The 14,441-nt window shown below is 43.6% G+C and carries 13 protein-coding genes; all 13 read right to left on the bottom strand.

What is annotated here, in order from left to right:
• Positions 1-77: 77 nt before the first annotated feature.
• The 13 genes from B4K11_RS00315 to flgB all read right to left on the bottom strand — a co-directional run bounded on the left by B4K11_RS00315 (position 78) and on the right by flgB (position 14,254).
• On the bottom strand, positions 78-500 hold the full coding sequence (locus B4K11_RS00315; protein WP_292954130.1) for an SCP2 sterol-binding domain-containing protein: 423 nt from the start codon (positions 498-500) through the stop codon (positions 78-80).
• A gap of 8 nt (positions 501-508) precedes the next feature.
• The gene (locus B4K11_RS00310) at positions 509-2,296 is read right to left on the bottom strand and encodes an acyl-CoA dehydrogenase C-terminal domain-containing protein (protein ID WP_292954128.1); all 1,788 of its coding nucleotides are present in this window, start codon (positions 2,294-2,296) and stop codon (positions 509-511) included.
• Between the two features lie 325 nt (positions 2,297-2,621).
• The gene (flgL, locus tag B4K11_RS00305) at positions 2,622-3,866 is read right to left on the bottom strand and encodes a flagellar hook-associated protein FlgL (protein WP_292954126.1); all 1,245 of its coding nucleotides are present in this window, start codon (positions 3,864-3,866) and stop codon (positions 2,622-2,624) included.
• Between the two features lie 11 nt (positions 3,867-3,877).
• Complete coding sequence (gene flgK, locus B4K11_RS00300; protein WP_292954124.1) at positions 3,878-6,142, bottom strand: flagellar hook-associated protein FlgK; 2,265 nt, start codon at positions 6,140-6,142, stop codon at positions 3,878-3,880.
• An 85-nt stretch (positions 6,143-6,227) separates the two neighbouring features.
• Positions 6,228-7,265: a flagellar assembly peptidoglycan hydrolase FlgJ gene (gene flgJ / locus B4K11_RS00295; protein WP_292954123.1), complete on the bottom strand. Its 1,038-nt coding sequence runs from the start codon at positions 7,263-7,265 to the stop codon at positions 6,228-6,230.
• A complete protein-coding gene (locus B4K11_RS00290) occupies positions 7,265-8,353 on the bottom strand; it encodes a flagellar basal body P-ring protein FlgI (protein ID WP_292954122.1) in 1,089 nt (362 codons plus the stop codon). The genes flgJ and B4K11_RS00290 overlap by 1 nt, the downstream gene beginning before the upstream one ends.
• A gap of 11 nt (positions 8,354-8,364) precedes the next feature.
• On the bottom strand, positions 8,365-9,042 hold the full coding sequence (flgH, locus tag B4K11_RS00285; protein ID WP_292954184.1) for a flagellar basal body L-ring protein FlgH: 678 nt from the start codon (positions 9,040-9,042) through the stop codon (positions 8,365-8,367).
• 25 nt (positions 9,043-9,067) lie between these two features.
• Entirely contained in the window at positions 9,068-9,853 is a 786-nt protein-coding gene (gene flgG / locus B4K11_RS00280; protein ID WP_292954121.1) for a flagellar basal-body rod protein FlgG, read from the bottom strand.
• Positions 9,854-9,874: 21 nt separating this feature from the next.
• Positions 9,875-10,618, bottom strand: a complete 744-nt coding sequence (locus tag B4K11_RS00275) for a flagellar basal body rod protein FlgF (RefSeq protein ID WP_292954120.1) — start codon at positions 10,616-10,618, stop codon at positions 9,875-9,877.
• A gap of 136 nt (positions 10,619-10,754) precedes the next feature.
• Positions 10,755-12,683 carry a flagellar hook-basal body complex protein gene (locus B4K11_RS00270; RefSeq protein WP_292954119.1) on the bottom strand — a complete coding sequence of 643 codons (1,929 nt, stop codon included), beginning with the start codon at positions 12,681-12,683 and terminating at the stop codon, positions 10,755-10,757.
• A gap of 10 nt (positions 12,684-12,693) precedes the next feature.
• On the bottom strand, positions 12,694-13,392 hold the full coding sequence (locus B4K11_RS00265) for a flagellar hook assembly protein FlgD (protein WP_292954118.1): 699 nt from the start codon (positions 13,390-13,392) through the stop codon (positions 12,694-12,696).
• Between the two features lie 26 nt (positions 13,393-13,418).
• The gene (flgC, locus tag B4K11_RS00260) at positions 13,419-13,856 is read right to left on the bottom strand and encodes a flagellar basal body rod protein FlgC (protein ID WP_292954116.1); all 438 of its coding nucleotides are present in this window, start codon (positions 13,854-13,856) and stop codon (positions 13,419-13,421) included.
• Positions 13,857-13,858: 2 nt separating this feature from the next.
• On the bottom strand, positions 13,859-14,254 hold the full coding sequence (gene flgB / locus B4K11_RS00255) for a flagellar basal body rod protein FlgB (protein ID WP_292954114.1): 396 nt from the start codon (positions 14,252-14,254) through the stop codon (positions 13,859-13,861).
• Positions 14,255-14,441 lie beyond the last annotated feature (187 nt).

The following is a 14,441-nucleotide window of genomic DNA, read 5'->3' as shown; positions in this document are numbered from 1 at the left end:
TATCGAGAACCTTTTAGGTTCTAATCAGTATTCACACAATGTAAAACTTATAACGCTATACATACACTAAATCTAGCTCAGGCAATGGGAAATAGCACAGCAAGTTTAGTCGCTAGCATAATATCGCCATCGGCTTGAATCTGGCCGCTCATAAATGCCTGCATACCATCCGTTTCACCTGACATGACATCTTCCAGCGTTGCACTATCCATTCGAAGCGTCACCGTTGCCTCATCGCTATCCCCTTCAGCTATAGTGCATTGGCTATCTTGCACTGTAACAACCCAATGACCAGCATCACTAATTTCATATTGGAAAATAGCATCGGTACCTTCCGCCGCAGAGGGATTAAAGCGCTGTTCCATCTGAGTAAAAATTGACTGTAGTTCTGACATTTCTAAAACCTCTTTCTTATTTTTCAATTGATATCGTTTAGCATTTAACTTCAATAAACCACGCAACATGGTCTGACCTAGACGACTATTTAGCGCTCTTTTCATACATCACCCTAGAACGAAAAATGCTCTTGATCCAAAGACATAAGGTTATCCGAACCCGACTGCATGGTGACAACAAGAGAACGCGTTCTAGGCAACAAACGCTGAAAATAGAATTGCGCTGTAGTCAGCTTAGCTTGATAGAAAGCCGCATCGCCTTCACCCTCTGCAAGCTTTTGTTGCGCCACTTTAGCCATGCGAGCCCAGAAATACCCAAGTACGACATAACCGGAATACATTAGATAATCGACAGAGGCCGCTCCGACTTCATCGCGGTTCTGCATCGCCTTCATACCCACCTGCATCGTCAATTCACCCCACTCCTTATTTAGGTCAATAAGCGGCTGGGTAAACTCCTGCATCTGCGTATTTTCAGCTTCAGCCTGACAGAATTTATGCACTATTTTAGTAAAGCCCTTAAGCGCTTCACCTTGTGTCATTAATACTTTACGGCCTAGTAGATCGAGCGCCTGTATCTGCGTAGTACCTTCATAAAGCATAGAGATACGGCTATCACGCACGTTTTGTTCCATGCCCCATTCGGAGATAAAGCCGTGGCCGCCGAATATTTGAAGACCATGGTTAGCAGATTCAAAACCAACTTCGGTCAAAAATGCTTTTGCTATAGGCGTAAGGAAAGCAAGCAGAGCATCGGCTTCAGCTTTTTCATCGCCATCGGATAATTTAACTTTATCCACCAGCTGAGCGCAGTAATAGATCATGGCACGACCCGCTTCGGCGAATGCCTTTTGAGTCAGCAGCATTTTACGCACTTCAGGGTGTACAATAATCGGATCTGCCGATTTTTCAGGGCAAGCAGGCCCAGTCAACGCACGCATCTGTAATCGATCTTTGGCGTAGGTTAATGAGTTCTGAAAACCCCACTCTGCATGGGCTAAACCTTGTAAGGCTGTACCTAGACGCGCGGTATTCATAAAGGTAAACATACAGTTAAGGCCTTTATTCGCCTCACCTATAAGGTAACCTGTGGCATCATCAAAGTTCATAACGCAGGTTGAGTTACCGTGAATCCCCATTTTATGCTCTAACGATCCACAGCTAACACCATTGGCGTCGTTCATTGTTTCAGGTAGATGTTTGGGAACGATAAATAGAGAGATTCCCTTTGTACCTTCAGGTGCATCAGGTAAACGAGCTAATACAATATGGACGATATTATCGGCCATATCATGCTCACCCGCTGAGATAAAAATCTTAGTCCCAGATATCTTGTAACTACCATCACCTTGGGGCTCAGCTTTTGTTCTCAGCATTCCTAAGTCGGTACCACAGTGCGGTTCAGTTAGGCACATGGTGCCCGTCCATTCACCTGAGATAAGCTTTGTTAAGTAAGTCTCTTTCTGCTGATCAGATCCATGAGCATCAATTGTATTCATCGCACCATGACTTAACCCCGGATACATACTCCAAGACCAGTTGGCGGTACCGACCATCTCATTAATGATAATTCCCATCGACTCGGGCAAGCCTTGACCGCCCCACTCTGTTTCATGTGCAAGCGAAGGCCAACCACCATCTACAAACTGTTTATACGCGTCTTTAAAACCTTCAGGTGTTACAACAACACCATCATTTAAAGTGCAGCCCTGCTGATCACCCACCCGGTTTAAGGGAGATAACACGCGCTCTGCAAACTTAGCACCTTCTTCCATGATCGCCGCCACCATATCGGGAGTTGCGTCCTCACAGCCCGCAAGGCTTTGATAATGACTTTCGGCATCAAGTACCTCATTCAAAACAAAGTTCATATCCCGAAGGGGAGCTTTATATTCTGGCATCACACGATCCTCAACTTTACATAGTGCCAAACCATTTTATTTACTTGGCAACAACAGCTTACTGGCCAGCTAACTTTTAATAACTGACCTTTATGCTTTTAAGGATGGTTGAAAGAGTAAAATTCGCCAATGACAAAAGCTGCCAGTTTTTATGACAAAAAATAGCATTCTAAAGAAAAGCGCCTATACATAGGCATTTCAAGAAAGGGTAAAGATCATTTACAAGCAACGAAAATAACATTTTCCGTCAATAGCATGCCGCGCCGCAGCATAGAAACAAAAAAGCCGACATTAATGATGTCGGCTTTTAAGGATGAAATAAGGCTTATATATAATTAAATAAGCTTAAGTCCTGCACCGTAGCAAAACTTGCGTATGAGGCTTCTAGCGCAGTCTCTTGCAATGCAAAAAGGCTGATCGCTTCGTTATAATCCAGATCTTCAAATGAAGAAAGCGCTTCTTTAGTAAAAAGCTTAAAATCTTCATTAACAAGTGCCTGCTGATCAAGCGTATTAATACGACCACCAATACTTGCTCTTGCAGCAATATTTTCTTCTTCAATTCCGCTTAAATTATCAAGGATATTATCCATTTTACTGTTAAAAAGATCTTTGCCTTCTTCTGTAGAGAAGTCACTTGTTTCAAGCGCTTCCTTTAAATCCAATGCCGTATTCAAAATATTATGCTGATCAAACGCATCCAGTGTAGCCGTACCCGCATTAGCGGCACTCACATCAAGCTCCACCCCTGCAATTGTAATTGTCGGCGCATTAGGATTAGTCGCAAGATCATAGGCAGTAAGGGCCACCGCTGGATCGTCTGCGGTCACAGGCTGACCATTCTTATCTGTAACGGTCAGTAAGCCGGCACCATCAACGGTCATCGTTAAGGGGCCATTAGTGCCCATATATGCCCCAAAAGCTTCTGCATCGCCGTTATCAATATCTATATTTGAAACAACGGAAACCGTTTGCGTTAGATCTGCTTCCACATACCCCGGCACAATGGCTACTTTTTCAAATATTTCGAACCCAGAATCTGTCGCTGCCACTTTAGTTTCTGGACCAACTTGAAGGTAGCGTTGACCATCATCACCATTAAATTCATAACGTCCGTTACTGGCATTGAAAGTATACGGCTGAGTAAACCCTTTATTTCCAGAAAAAAGATATTCACCTTGGACATCTTTAGTGTTCATCAAGCCTTCAAGAGACTTGAGAATTTCACCAACTTCGGAGGCGATCGCACTCCGGTCACCGTCACTTAAGACACCATTCTTACCTTGGATCGTAAGCTCTTTCAAACGGATAGATTGGTTGTTAATCTGCTCAATCGTATTTTCTTCTAGGCTTAAACGGCGCTGGGCGACTTCAATATTGCCAGTAAACTGCTCAGTTCTCGCTATCTCTTTTTTAAACTTTTGAATTTGAGCAGACGCAAGTGGATCATCAGACGGTTGAAGTACACGTTTACCCGTAGATAACTGCTGCTGAGTTTTGAATAACTCTGACGTACCGCGGTTCAGATTATCAATATTACTTAGAAAGACCTGTTGTGTAGAAATTCTCATTTTATCTCTCCCTAAACACTCTGTATCAGCGTATCAAAGATGGTCTGTGAAACTTGAATCAATTGGGCGGATGCTTGATAGGCTTGCTGGTATTGAACCAACTTCGCCGCCTCTTCATCTAAGTTGACGCCTGAAATACTTGAACGTTGTTCTTTATTAGAATCAAGAACCGCTTTACCAGCTTGAGCATTAATTTGAGCAACAGCAGCTTCCGTGCCTACACGCTCAATCGTTTGACCATATTTATCTTGATACGATGCACCTTCAATTGATTTGGCGAATTGAAGATCGGATAACAATAGGGCGTTTCGGTTATCCGATACACCATCTGTATTCGGTTGAATAGTGAATGTGTCATTGATATTTGGTGAGTTCTTAACAGTCACTTCAAAACCTTGAAGCGTAATAGGTTCTGAAGAAACATATTCTCCAACAATACGATCACCATCCACATCCGTGAGTTGATAATACGCAACATCACCTGATGCATCATGGTCAATGGTAAATACATCGCCATTTACAACAGCATTGATATCCATTGTGATACCAAAACTGGCTGTTAAATCTAACTGAGCATCACCAATTGCACCCACTCCCGTCACTGTAGTCGCTGGCGTTCCGGAATCGGTTACATCAAAAGCTCCACCGACAGCAGTAATCGTAAGAGGATAAGTTATATCCGACGTCACTGAAAAATCAGCAACCTGCACATTTGAAGCAGCTCCGGTATTACCGACAGCGTTTGTTGCTTCAAGGGCTGACAGGAAGCTCATATCTAGAGGCGGTGTTAATTCGCCTACAACAGCAGCCTGATCAGCGTAATCCTTATCTGTAATAGCGACAGAAACAACACCTGTACCAATATTTGCAGAATCAGCGGATGTTGATAACGGTGAACCCAGCGCTAATTGGCTAGCCTCATTCAGAACAGTATTAATCTCAGAGGCCGCATTACGCGTGGGCGTTATGAGGAATTTATCGCCTTGAGAAAATACAGTCGCGGCATCAATCTGAAGCGTAAACCCGTCAACTCTTAGTGTAAGATCTCCAGTGCTGCTATCTAGATAAAACTCACCATCTTCATCAACCTCAGAGGCATTTGTTGGCGCAGGACCATTAGTATTAAAGTCCGTTTGATTCCATCTAACTTCATCATTTCCGCGAATTAAAGTAAAAGAGCTATCACTATTAAACACTAACTCATATTCGGTCGCCTCGATCACTGATACATCATTAATAGTAACGGAGCCTGTTGAAGATGAAAGGTTATCTCTTTCGGCAGAAAAACGATTGCTAGAGGCGGAGGCATTATTAATGTCGGTAAACATCAATCCACCCGCATCTCCGTTCAGATCCATCCCTTTCTGATGCTGTTCATTCATCGTATCAGCAAAAACAAGCGCTATACGGCCAATTTCATCTAGCGTTTCATTCAGCGTGGTATCACGATATTCAAGAATCCCCCCAACATGCCCACCTGAAACATGATCCGTGATGTCACCAACACTGCTCCCGATTGCTATACCTAAGTTGAGCTGACTACTATCTGCTGGATTGACTATTGTTGTTAATGTGTTGGCTGACTGTCCCACAACCAGCGGCTCACCATTACCGATAAAAACACTTATCTCATGTGTTGTTCCATCTTCGATAACGTTAAAACCAATCAACTCAGATAGCTCTTCTAGCTTCATGTCTCGCTGGTCTAAGAGTTCACTGGGTATACTGCCAGACGCATTTGCTATGCGTATGTCATCATTTAATTGGGCTATATTCTGAGCAATCGAGTTTATTGAAGATACATTACTCTCCAATTGGCCATTTATCGTCTCATTTTGGCGACGAATATTTGCATCTAGATCATTGAAACGCTGGACTAAGGCTTCTGCCTGAGCAATAAAAAGCTCACGATTGGGCAAACTAACCGGATCATCTACTGCGGTTTGTAACGCGCCGAAATAATCGTCCATCGCTTTGGAAATACTTGTAACATCTGAAGCTAAGAGGTTATCAAGTTCGTTCGCAAAGTCTTTATAGACATCGTAACTATTGTATGTGGCGCTATCAGCCCAGATTTGGCGATTCAGAAAGTCATCGGCAATACGATCAATTGCATCAATCGTAACTCCGCCGTTATCTGCTCTCGATTCAAACACAGGACGCTGACGTGTATACCCCTCAGTATTAACATTACTGATATTTTGTCCCGTAACCGCTAGCGCAGTCTGATTAGCCTGTAAGCTCTGCGTTCCTAATGTAAGTAAACCAAAAGACATTTTTTTCACTCCTTTTGAAACTGAAATACAACCTTAGTGAAGCTATAAATTAAGGAGAGTTAGGTAATAACCTATCGGCTATTATCTATCCCTCTTTAGGTGAAACACTTCGACTGGCTAATAAATCACCTTCAAAAATATTTTGAATCTTTTCAGCATATTTAGGATCTGTCGCATACCCAGCTTCCTGTAACTGCCGCACATAATCATAAGGATCGCCTGCGCTTTCGATAGCCATCTGATAACGAGGGCTGTTCTTAAGAAAGTTCACATAATCCCTAAAACTATCTTCGTAGCTTTCGTAACTACGGAAAGACGCTTTTTCACGCTGCGCTACACCATTTCTAAACTCCAACGTGGAGACTTGAGCGCTATCCCCATCCCAACGTCGATCTGCTTTAATGTTAAATAAGTTATTACTATTACCACCGTCAGGTGAACGAACCATCGAGCGCCCCCAACCGGTTTCAAGCGCTGATTGAGCTAATAAAACACGAGGGTCTACACCCAATTCCCCTGCAACCTTTTCCGCAAGTGGCATTAACTTTTCAACAAACTCTTCAGGAGATTCAAATCGATCCGGTAAATTTTCATCCGCAACTGTCACTTGCTTCAATTGCTGCTGAAAAACCTCTTTAACCGTATTAACTTGTTCATCCGTCAAATTAATCCCTGGAGGGTTCTCTTGACCTTCAGCTTTCGCTAATAGAGCAGTAGCAGCCACCGATGCCGCTTGATCAAACGCCTGATTAAGTCTTCTGCTATTAATATCAAGCGCTTTAAGATCAGCCTCTTTAACAGGCTCACTCTTTCCACCTAACTGCCTTACCAGAACATCGGTTAAACCAATACCTTTGTTACCCGCCATTTCCATCGCTATTTGGTTGTCATACATCCCTTGAAATAACTTTGTCTGGCTGCTATTCATGAAGTTATCTTCACCAAATGCAGCGTTGGCATCACGCATCGATTTAAGAAGCATGTTGACGAATAACTGCTCGAATTGCTGAGCGGCAAGGCGTAAACCTTCATCACTATCCGTCCTGGCTTTTGCTTTAAGCTTTTGTAGCTCAGCTAAATCCGAATAGAGCTGAGCATTACTGCCATCGCCTGCTTTAATCATTAGATCACCACCAATTCAGCTTTAAGGGCACCCGCCTGCTTTAAGGCTTCAAGAATCGCCATTAAATCACCCGGCGCAGCACCCACTTGGTTTACCGCCTCAACAATATCTTTCAGATCAGTTCCTGGCGAAAACTCAAACATATGACCTGAACCCTCATCAACTTCAATGCCTGTACGTGGAGTCACAACCGTACGGCCTTCACCCAACGGATTAGGTTGCGCAACATCGATATCTTCAGCAATCGCTACAGTTAATCCACCATGTGTAATCGCAACGGGTGAAACACGTACATTCTGACCGATGATAATCGTGCCGGTCCGTGAATTAATCACCACCTTGGCTACATCTTTTGCAGGCTCAACATTTAAATTTTCTAATACCGATAGGAAAGAAACACGCTGAGATGGGTCTCTAGGAGCGCGTACTCGGATCGATGTTGCATCCATTGAAGCCGCCATCTGAGGACCTAACAGGTGATTAATCTGTTCAGCCACACGACGAGATGTTGTGAAATCTGGACGATGAAGATTAAGCACTAAGCTATCACCTTGCGCAAAAGCGGATGGAACAGAACGCTCTACAGTAGCACCGTTTGGAATACGACCAACGCTAGGAACATTCAACGATAATTTAGATCCATCAGCACCCTGAACACCAAAACCAGAAACCACTAGGTTACCTTGCCCGACAGCATAGACTTGACCATCAGCCCCTTTCAAAGGAGACATTAATAAGCTGCCGCCTCTCAAGCTTTTAGCATCGCCTAAGGCAGAAACCGTAATATCGATTTTTTGACCGGGTTTTGAGAAAGCGGGTAGCTCGGCATGAATAGCAACCGCTGCAATATTTTTAGATTTAGGGTTAGTTGTAGACGGTATAGCCACGCCAAAATTATTTAGCATATTACGAAAAGTCTGTGACGTGAAAGAAGTTTTATCTCCTGTACCATCCAAACCCACAACTAAGCCATAACCTACTAATTGGTTGGAACGTACACCCGATATACTTACCATATCTTTCAAACGGCCAGCTTCAACAATACCTGAAAGAAGTACACAAGCTGCAAGGAATAGAGCCTTTTTCATCTTCGTTCTCCTTAAAATGGCATTATTGCGCTAATAAAAAACTTTGAAAGCCAGCCCATAACGTTAGTGTCATGGACTACACCTGTACCACTATAAGTAATGCGAGCATCCGCCAACTTAGTGGACTCCACCGTATTGTCTGAACCAATATCTTGCGGCCTTACCATGCCACTAATACGGATATACTCATCACCCTGATTGAGCGTCAGCCACTTTTCACCCTTCACTAATAGAACACCACTAGGCAATACATCATGGACTGTAACTGTAATATTTCCGCTAAGGTTATTACTCATATCTGATGTACCTTCGCCATCAAATTCAGATGTCGGCCCTGTAATACTTGCACTTAGAGGTTTGCCATTAAAATCAAGAGGGCTTCCTAAAACGGTTGGCTGAGTCAATGTTACGCTGCTACTTTTATCTAGCTCAGTCGTCGCACTTTTCTGAGAACTTGTACTCTCCTGTAAAGCGATTGTGAGAATATCTCCTATCCGGTGAGCACGACCGTCACCATATAAATTAATGCTCGTAGCTGAATTATAAATAGATCCATTAATCGGCTTAGGCGCTATAAGAGCTTGCGGGCGTACGGGTGCATATTCTGGATTATTTGGCCTAACCTGTTTCTGTACACAACCAGTTAGAGCCGTTAACGCCATCATCATTATTAAGAGAGCTTTACTCATCATAAATACCTTACCGTTATCCTATTTAAAGCTGCTGGCTAACATATGAAAGCATCTCATCTGCTGTCGAGATCACTTTAGAATTCATCTCATAAGCACGCTGAGTTGTAATCATGTCTACCAGTTCTTCAACTGAATTTACATTCGAGCCTTCTAAAGAACCTTGAATTAATTGCCCAGTACCACTTTCACCTGGGTTACTAATTAAAGGAGCACCACTTGCTGCGGATTCTTGAAAAAGGTTCTGGCCTAGCGCAAGTAAACCTTGAGGGTTAACAAAGTCGGCTAACTGCAATTGACCTATCTCGGTCGGTGTCGTATCACCTGCGGTTGTAACTTCAACAATACCGTCAGTACTGATTGAAAAATTAATCACTTCACCTGGTAAAGTAATCGCAGGCTCTATCTGGTACCCTTCTGCGGACACCAACTCATTGTCGCCATTTAAATGAATCTGACCATTGCGTGTATAAGCGGTATCGCCGTTAGGTAAAGTTACTTGCAAAAAACCTCTACCATTAATTGCAACATCAAAAGCTTCACCAGTGATCTCTATATCACCCGTACTAAAAAGCTTCTGAGTACCGACAGTTCTAACACCCATACCGATCTGCAAACCAGAAGGCAGTTGAGCCTCTTCAGCGGTTTGAGCACCTGGCTGTCGACGTACTTGGTACATCAGATCTTCAAAAACAAGTTGATCTTTCTTAAAACCAACCGTTGAAACGTTTGCCAAGTTGTTTGATATAACCTTCAGGTTAGTGTCCTGTGCGGTCATACCCGTTTTAGCTACATTCAGTGCACCGTGCATCTATCTATCCTCGGTTGGTTCTTAAGACATTTTCAAAATTGACGCAGCAGCTTCAGAGTTTTCTTCAGCTGTTTTCATCATCTTAATCTGCATTTCAAACTGGCGAGATGTGGTAATAATCCCCGTCAGTTCACTTACCGCATTCACGTTACTTGATTCCAAATAACCTGAACGGATACGTACATTTTCGTCAGGAAGCAAAGGAACTACATCCCCTGTCGTCATTAAACCATCTTTCCCCTTAAACAAAGTTTGAGGGTCTGGGTTAACTAATTTAATCTGATCAGCAACCAATAGTTCTGTTGCATTTTCCCCTAAAGGTCGAACAGTTATAATTCCGTTTGTCGCTATGTCGATATTCTCAAAAGGAGGCAAAGTGATAGGAATTCCTCCATTGCCCATTACCGGCAACCCACTGCCTGTAACTAACTGGTTAGCGGCATTGATCTGCAGAGAACCGGCACGGCTATACCCTTCGGTGCCATCCGCACGAATCACAGTAAGCCAACCATCCCCTGCAACAGCAACATCCAATTGGCGACCAGTTTCAATCAATGTACCACTGGTAATATCGGTAGCAGGGCGCTCTGTCTGGGCATAAACCCGCGAAGCATGACCTTCCCCAAACACCTGCATAGCGCGGGCTTGAGCCAGATCAGATTTAAAACCTGTAGTGTTTGCATTAGCAAGGTTATTGGCATGAGATTGCTGTGCAAGCATATTCTCACGCGCGCCACTCATTGCTAAATAAAGAACCTTATCCATCTATCACTTCCAGAATAGGCGGTTAAACCGCATTTATATCTAAAAAACAAAATGACTCTATTTAGGATATTGCAACACGCGTGCCAAAAACGAAAAAAGGCCGCAAAAGCGACCTTCTTGGGTACTATGAGATATATTAGATCTGCAAAATATTCTGCGTCACTGTATTGAGCGTCTCCAGGGTTTTCGAGTTTGCCTGGAAATTCCGCTGCGCCTCAATTAATGAAACAAGCTCAGCAGAAAGATCCACATTGGACTGTTCGAGTGCCGCCGATTGCAAGGTACCATTCAAACCAGTACCCGGCGGGTTCACAATCGCATCACCGGAGGTCAATGTTGCTGTCCACTCAGTATCACCTGAAGGCGAAAGACCTGACTGGTTTTCAAATGTAGCAATTGCCACAACACCTAGATCTTGCGTTTGACCATTAGAGAAACTGGCAACCATTTCACCTGTTCCGCTAAATGTAACACCGATCAAATCACCTTTCGTATAACCATCCTGAGCGGAAGCCTTCACAATTGACGACGATGCAAACTGAGTCGTATTTGCTATATCCAACTCGATTACCGTTGTAGAATCAGCAGGGTCCGCACCCGTAATTGTAATCGATGGAACAACAGCTCCGGCAGAGAATTGATCACCATTAATACCCGTCAGCAAACCATTAGATGGGTTAAATTTAACTAGGATGGGACCTGGCTCAGTACCTGTACCCGCTTCACCTGGATCTAAAGCCTTACCAATATCCAGCTGCTCAGATCCGTTTAGGTAAGCATACATTCGGTATACACCTTGGAAAGAGTTATCACCATCTTTTACAACAGCCGCTGTAAAAGGTGTACCGCCAGTGGCCCCGGATGTTTCAGTAATAGTGATTGCTGCAGCGGGAGTAATATCACCCGACTCCGCTTTATAAGTCACTACAATTTGTTGATTAACATTATCGTAAATAACTGATTCAACATCAGGGTTTGCATCCAAGATTTGGGCTTCGGAAGCTGTAATAGCTTGACCAATCTGGTCCGCCGTAGAACCCACGCCTAATGCAGATATTGATATACCTCCCACCTCAAGCACAACCGATTCGGTTAAAGGAACTTCTGTACCGTCAAGTGCGAAGGTATACGTTTCATTCGCATCAATCTCTGCAATTTCAGAAACAACAGATGCACCTGAAACTTGAACTAGGTCAGGCTCAGGGTATTCAGATTTAAAACGCAGCGTTATATCACCTGCACCGTTAATGACGATACTGCCAATACGCGGATCACCTGTCACAGGATCTGTAAGTTCTGTAAAAAAGGCACCTGAATTAATAACATCCCCAGCCGTATAACCTCCGATCTCCGCTACATGAGCAGCAGTGACAGTAACACCCGAAATAGTATCACCCGCAGTTACAGACGTAAGTTGTTGCTGAGCTTGAACGGGGCGAGCTTCCGCCATATTAAATTTAACGGTATGCTCATTACCCAAGCTATCAAAGGTCCTTACAGTCGTACTGTAAGTAAATGAGCCTGGCTCATCTTTATCATAATCAGCAAGTAGGGTATTTGATTCTTCTCGGGAATCGATATTAAAAGACAGATCGATCTCTTCGGTCGCTTTTGGCGGACTCTCTTTCTGAGTCACGGCCAAATTACCAATAGGCAAACGGTTACCTTCGGTATCTAACCCGTAACCTTGAAGATACTTACCGGTCTTAGAAACCATAAAGCCGTCTTTATCCAGCTCAAAAGAACCAGCACGAGTATATGTAGTACCACCCTGACCATCGTCAAGCTGGAAAAAGCCGGAACCGTTAATCGCCAAATCAAGGTTATTGTTAGTAAACTCGATCGTACCTGCCTGGAAATCTTGTGCGATATCCGTCACGGTCACACCTGCACCCGCGACATTAGATGAACCTGCACCAACCACCGCAGTAGCATAGATATCGCCAAATTCCGTTCGTGACGACTTAAAGCCAACTGTACTTGCGTTTGCAATATTGTTACCGGTTACATCAAGGTCTGTAGTTGCTGCCTTCAGACCGGTTACTGCTGTATTAAAACCTGCCATTGTCCTGTCCTCACACGCCGATCTGTTTAACATCACTGGCATCAAATGTGCCAGCGTTTGTATTCACTTTCATACCGATACCGTTCTCACCCAGTGTCACGCTATTCACCCGATAAGCCATATTAGTATCGACTGCCTTATATTCTTCATCTTCAATACGCTCAACCGTAAAGGTGTAATCCCCTGGCGGATGTTCTGGATTTCCATCTTCATCAAACTGCATCTGCCAAGCAAATTCGTGCTCACCTTGGCTCACAGCACCAAGCTGCATCGTATCGACTAAACTTCCGCTTGAGTTATAAACTTTGATACGCACATCAGACGAGCTTGTACCGAGATTGAATGAACCATGAGCATAAGGGCTTGAAGCTGTGCCTACTTCAACTGTGTCCCCCGGAATATAGACCGACTGCCCCACCATTGCTGAAGCCTGCAAAGCTGCCTGACTACTCAGCATAGATTGCGACATTTCGTTCACAGAGGAATTCAACTGGTTAATACTTTCAACCTGCGACATCGTCGCAATCTGTTGCATAAAATCACTGGTATCTGCAGGACTAGAAGGATCCTGGTTTTGCAGCTGAGCAATCATCAGCCGCATAAACATATCGCTGTCTTCTTCCGTCTGACTTTTCGCAGTACTCGACGATTGATTCGTCGTATTAATCTGCTCAAAGATGTTTTGATTTACACCGTTTACATTACTCATGGCTAATTAGCCCCGCGCCTTATTCATTATTGCTGCCCAAGTCTGATTGTCTGCTGCAACATCTGCTTGGCTGTATTCATAATTTCTGTATTAATTTGGAAAGAGCGTGATGCAGAGATCATATCCGCCATCTCTTCAACCACATTCACATTTGGAAAGTAGACAAAACCTTCTTCATCAGCCATCGGATGCGCGGGATTATATTCCTGACGCAATTCAGCCTGACTTTCTACGATCCCTAATACCTGAACGCCTTGCCCTGCGGCAATACCTGCTTCATTATCAGGCTGAGCCAAGGGATCGGCTTGCTGAACAGCGAAAACAGGTTTACGAGCCCGATAGGTTTCATCAAGGCTGGAGCTAACACTATCTGCGTTTGCCATGTTACTTGCTGTTGTATTCAACCGAATCGTTTGCGCATTCATTGCTGATCCGGCAATACCAAAAACATTACTTAAAGACATGACTACTCACCTTTAATCGCTGATTTCAGCCCAGTAATTTTCTTATTCAAAAACTGAAAAGAGGTTTGATAATCCAAGGCATTCTCAGTGTAACGCGCCATCTCCTGTTGAACCTCAACAGTATTACCATCGACCGATGCCTGATTCGGGATACGAAACATCATATCTGCCGCTAGATCAGGTTCTAACAAGTTGGTTTGATGACCTGGCGCTGTCGCTACCTGTTTAACTTGCATTTCACTCGCTTTACTTAAAATTTGGGAAAACTCTAAATCCCTGGCTTTAAAATTCGGCGTATCCGCATTGGCAATATTATTTGCAAGCACTTCTGCACGGCGAGCACGGTGTAACAGTGCATCATCATGAATTCCCAGTGCCGCATCAAAACTTATTGCCATCGAACTATCTCCTCATTAATTGCATACAATAAAGCAATCCATATACCAACTATAAAAAACATATAAATATCAATTAGTTATATTTTAAGATGCTCAACAAATCATTCCCCTTTCTTATAAAGCGGCAATACCTCACCCTACCTTTGCCGCTTAGCATGCCTCAAAAGCGGAAAGCGGAAAGCGGAAA

The organism is Neptuniibacter sp. UBA6509, from assembly GCA_002435145.1.
Taxonomy (GTDB): Bacteria; Pseudomonadota; Gammaproteobacteria; order Pseudomonadales; family Balneatricaceae; genus Neptuniibacter.
This window is presented reverse-complemented; position numbering and strand designations above follow the sequence as displayed.

Excerpts from the sequence above, each read along its gene's own strand:
- B4K11_RS00315 (WP_292954130.1), bottom strand. The coding sequence starts at position 500 with ATGAAAAGAGCGCTAAATAGTCGTCTAGGTCAGACCATGTTGCGTGGT.
- B4K11_RS00310 (WP_292954128.1), bottom strand. The coding sequence starts at position 2,296 with ATGCCAGAATATAAAGCTCCCCTTCGGGATATGAACTTTGTTTTGAAT.
- flgL (WP_292954126.1), bottom strand. The coding sequence starts at position 3,866 with ATGAGAATTTCTACACAACAGGTCTTTCTAAGTAATATTGATAATCTG.
- flgK (WP_292954124.1), bottom strand. The coding sequence starts at position 6,142 with ATGTCTTTTGGTTTACTTACATTAGGAACGCAGAGCTTACAGGCTAAT.
- flgJ (WP_292954123.1), bottom strand. The coding sequence starts at position 7,265 with ATGATTAAAGCAGGCGATGGCAGTAATGCTCAGCTCTATTCGGATTTA.
- B4K11_RS00290 (WP_292954122.1), bottom strand. The coding sequence starts at position 8,353 with ATGAAAAAGGCTCTATTCCTTGCAGCTTGTGTACTTCTTTCAGGTATT.
- flgH (WP_292954184.1), bottom strand. The coding sequence starts at position 9,042 with ATGAGTAAAGCTCTCTTAATAATGATGATGGCGTTAACGGCTCTAACT.
- flgG (WP_292954121.1), bottom strand. The coding sequence starts at position 9,853 with ATGCACGGTGCACTGAATGTAGCTAAAACGGGTATGACCGCACAGGAC.
- B4K11_RS00275 (WP_292954120.1), bottom strand. The coding sequence starts at position 10,618 with ATGGATAAGGTTCTTTATTTAGCAATGAGTGGCGCGCGTGAGAATATG.
- B4K11_RS00270 (WP_292954119.1), bottom strand. The coding sequence starts at position 12,683 with ATGGCAGGTTTTAATACAGCAGTAACCGGTCTGAAGGCAGCAACTACA.
- B4K11_RS00265 (WP_292954118.1), bottom strand. The coding sequence starts at position 13,392 with ATGAGTAATGTAAACGGTGTAAATCAAAACATCTTTGAGCAGATTAAT.
- flgC (WP_292954116.1), bottom strand. The coding sequence starts at position 13,856 with ATGTCTTTAAGTAATGTTTTTGGTATTGCCGGATCAGCAATGAATGCG.
- flgB (WP_292954114.1), bottom strand. The coding sequence starts at position 14,254 with ATGGCAATAAGTTTTGATGCGGCACTGGGAATTCATGATGATGCACTG.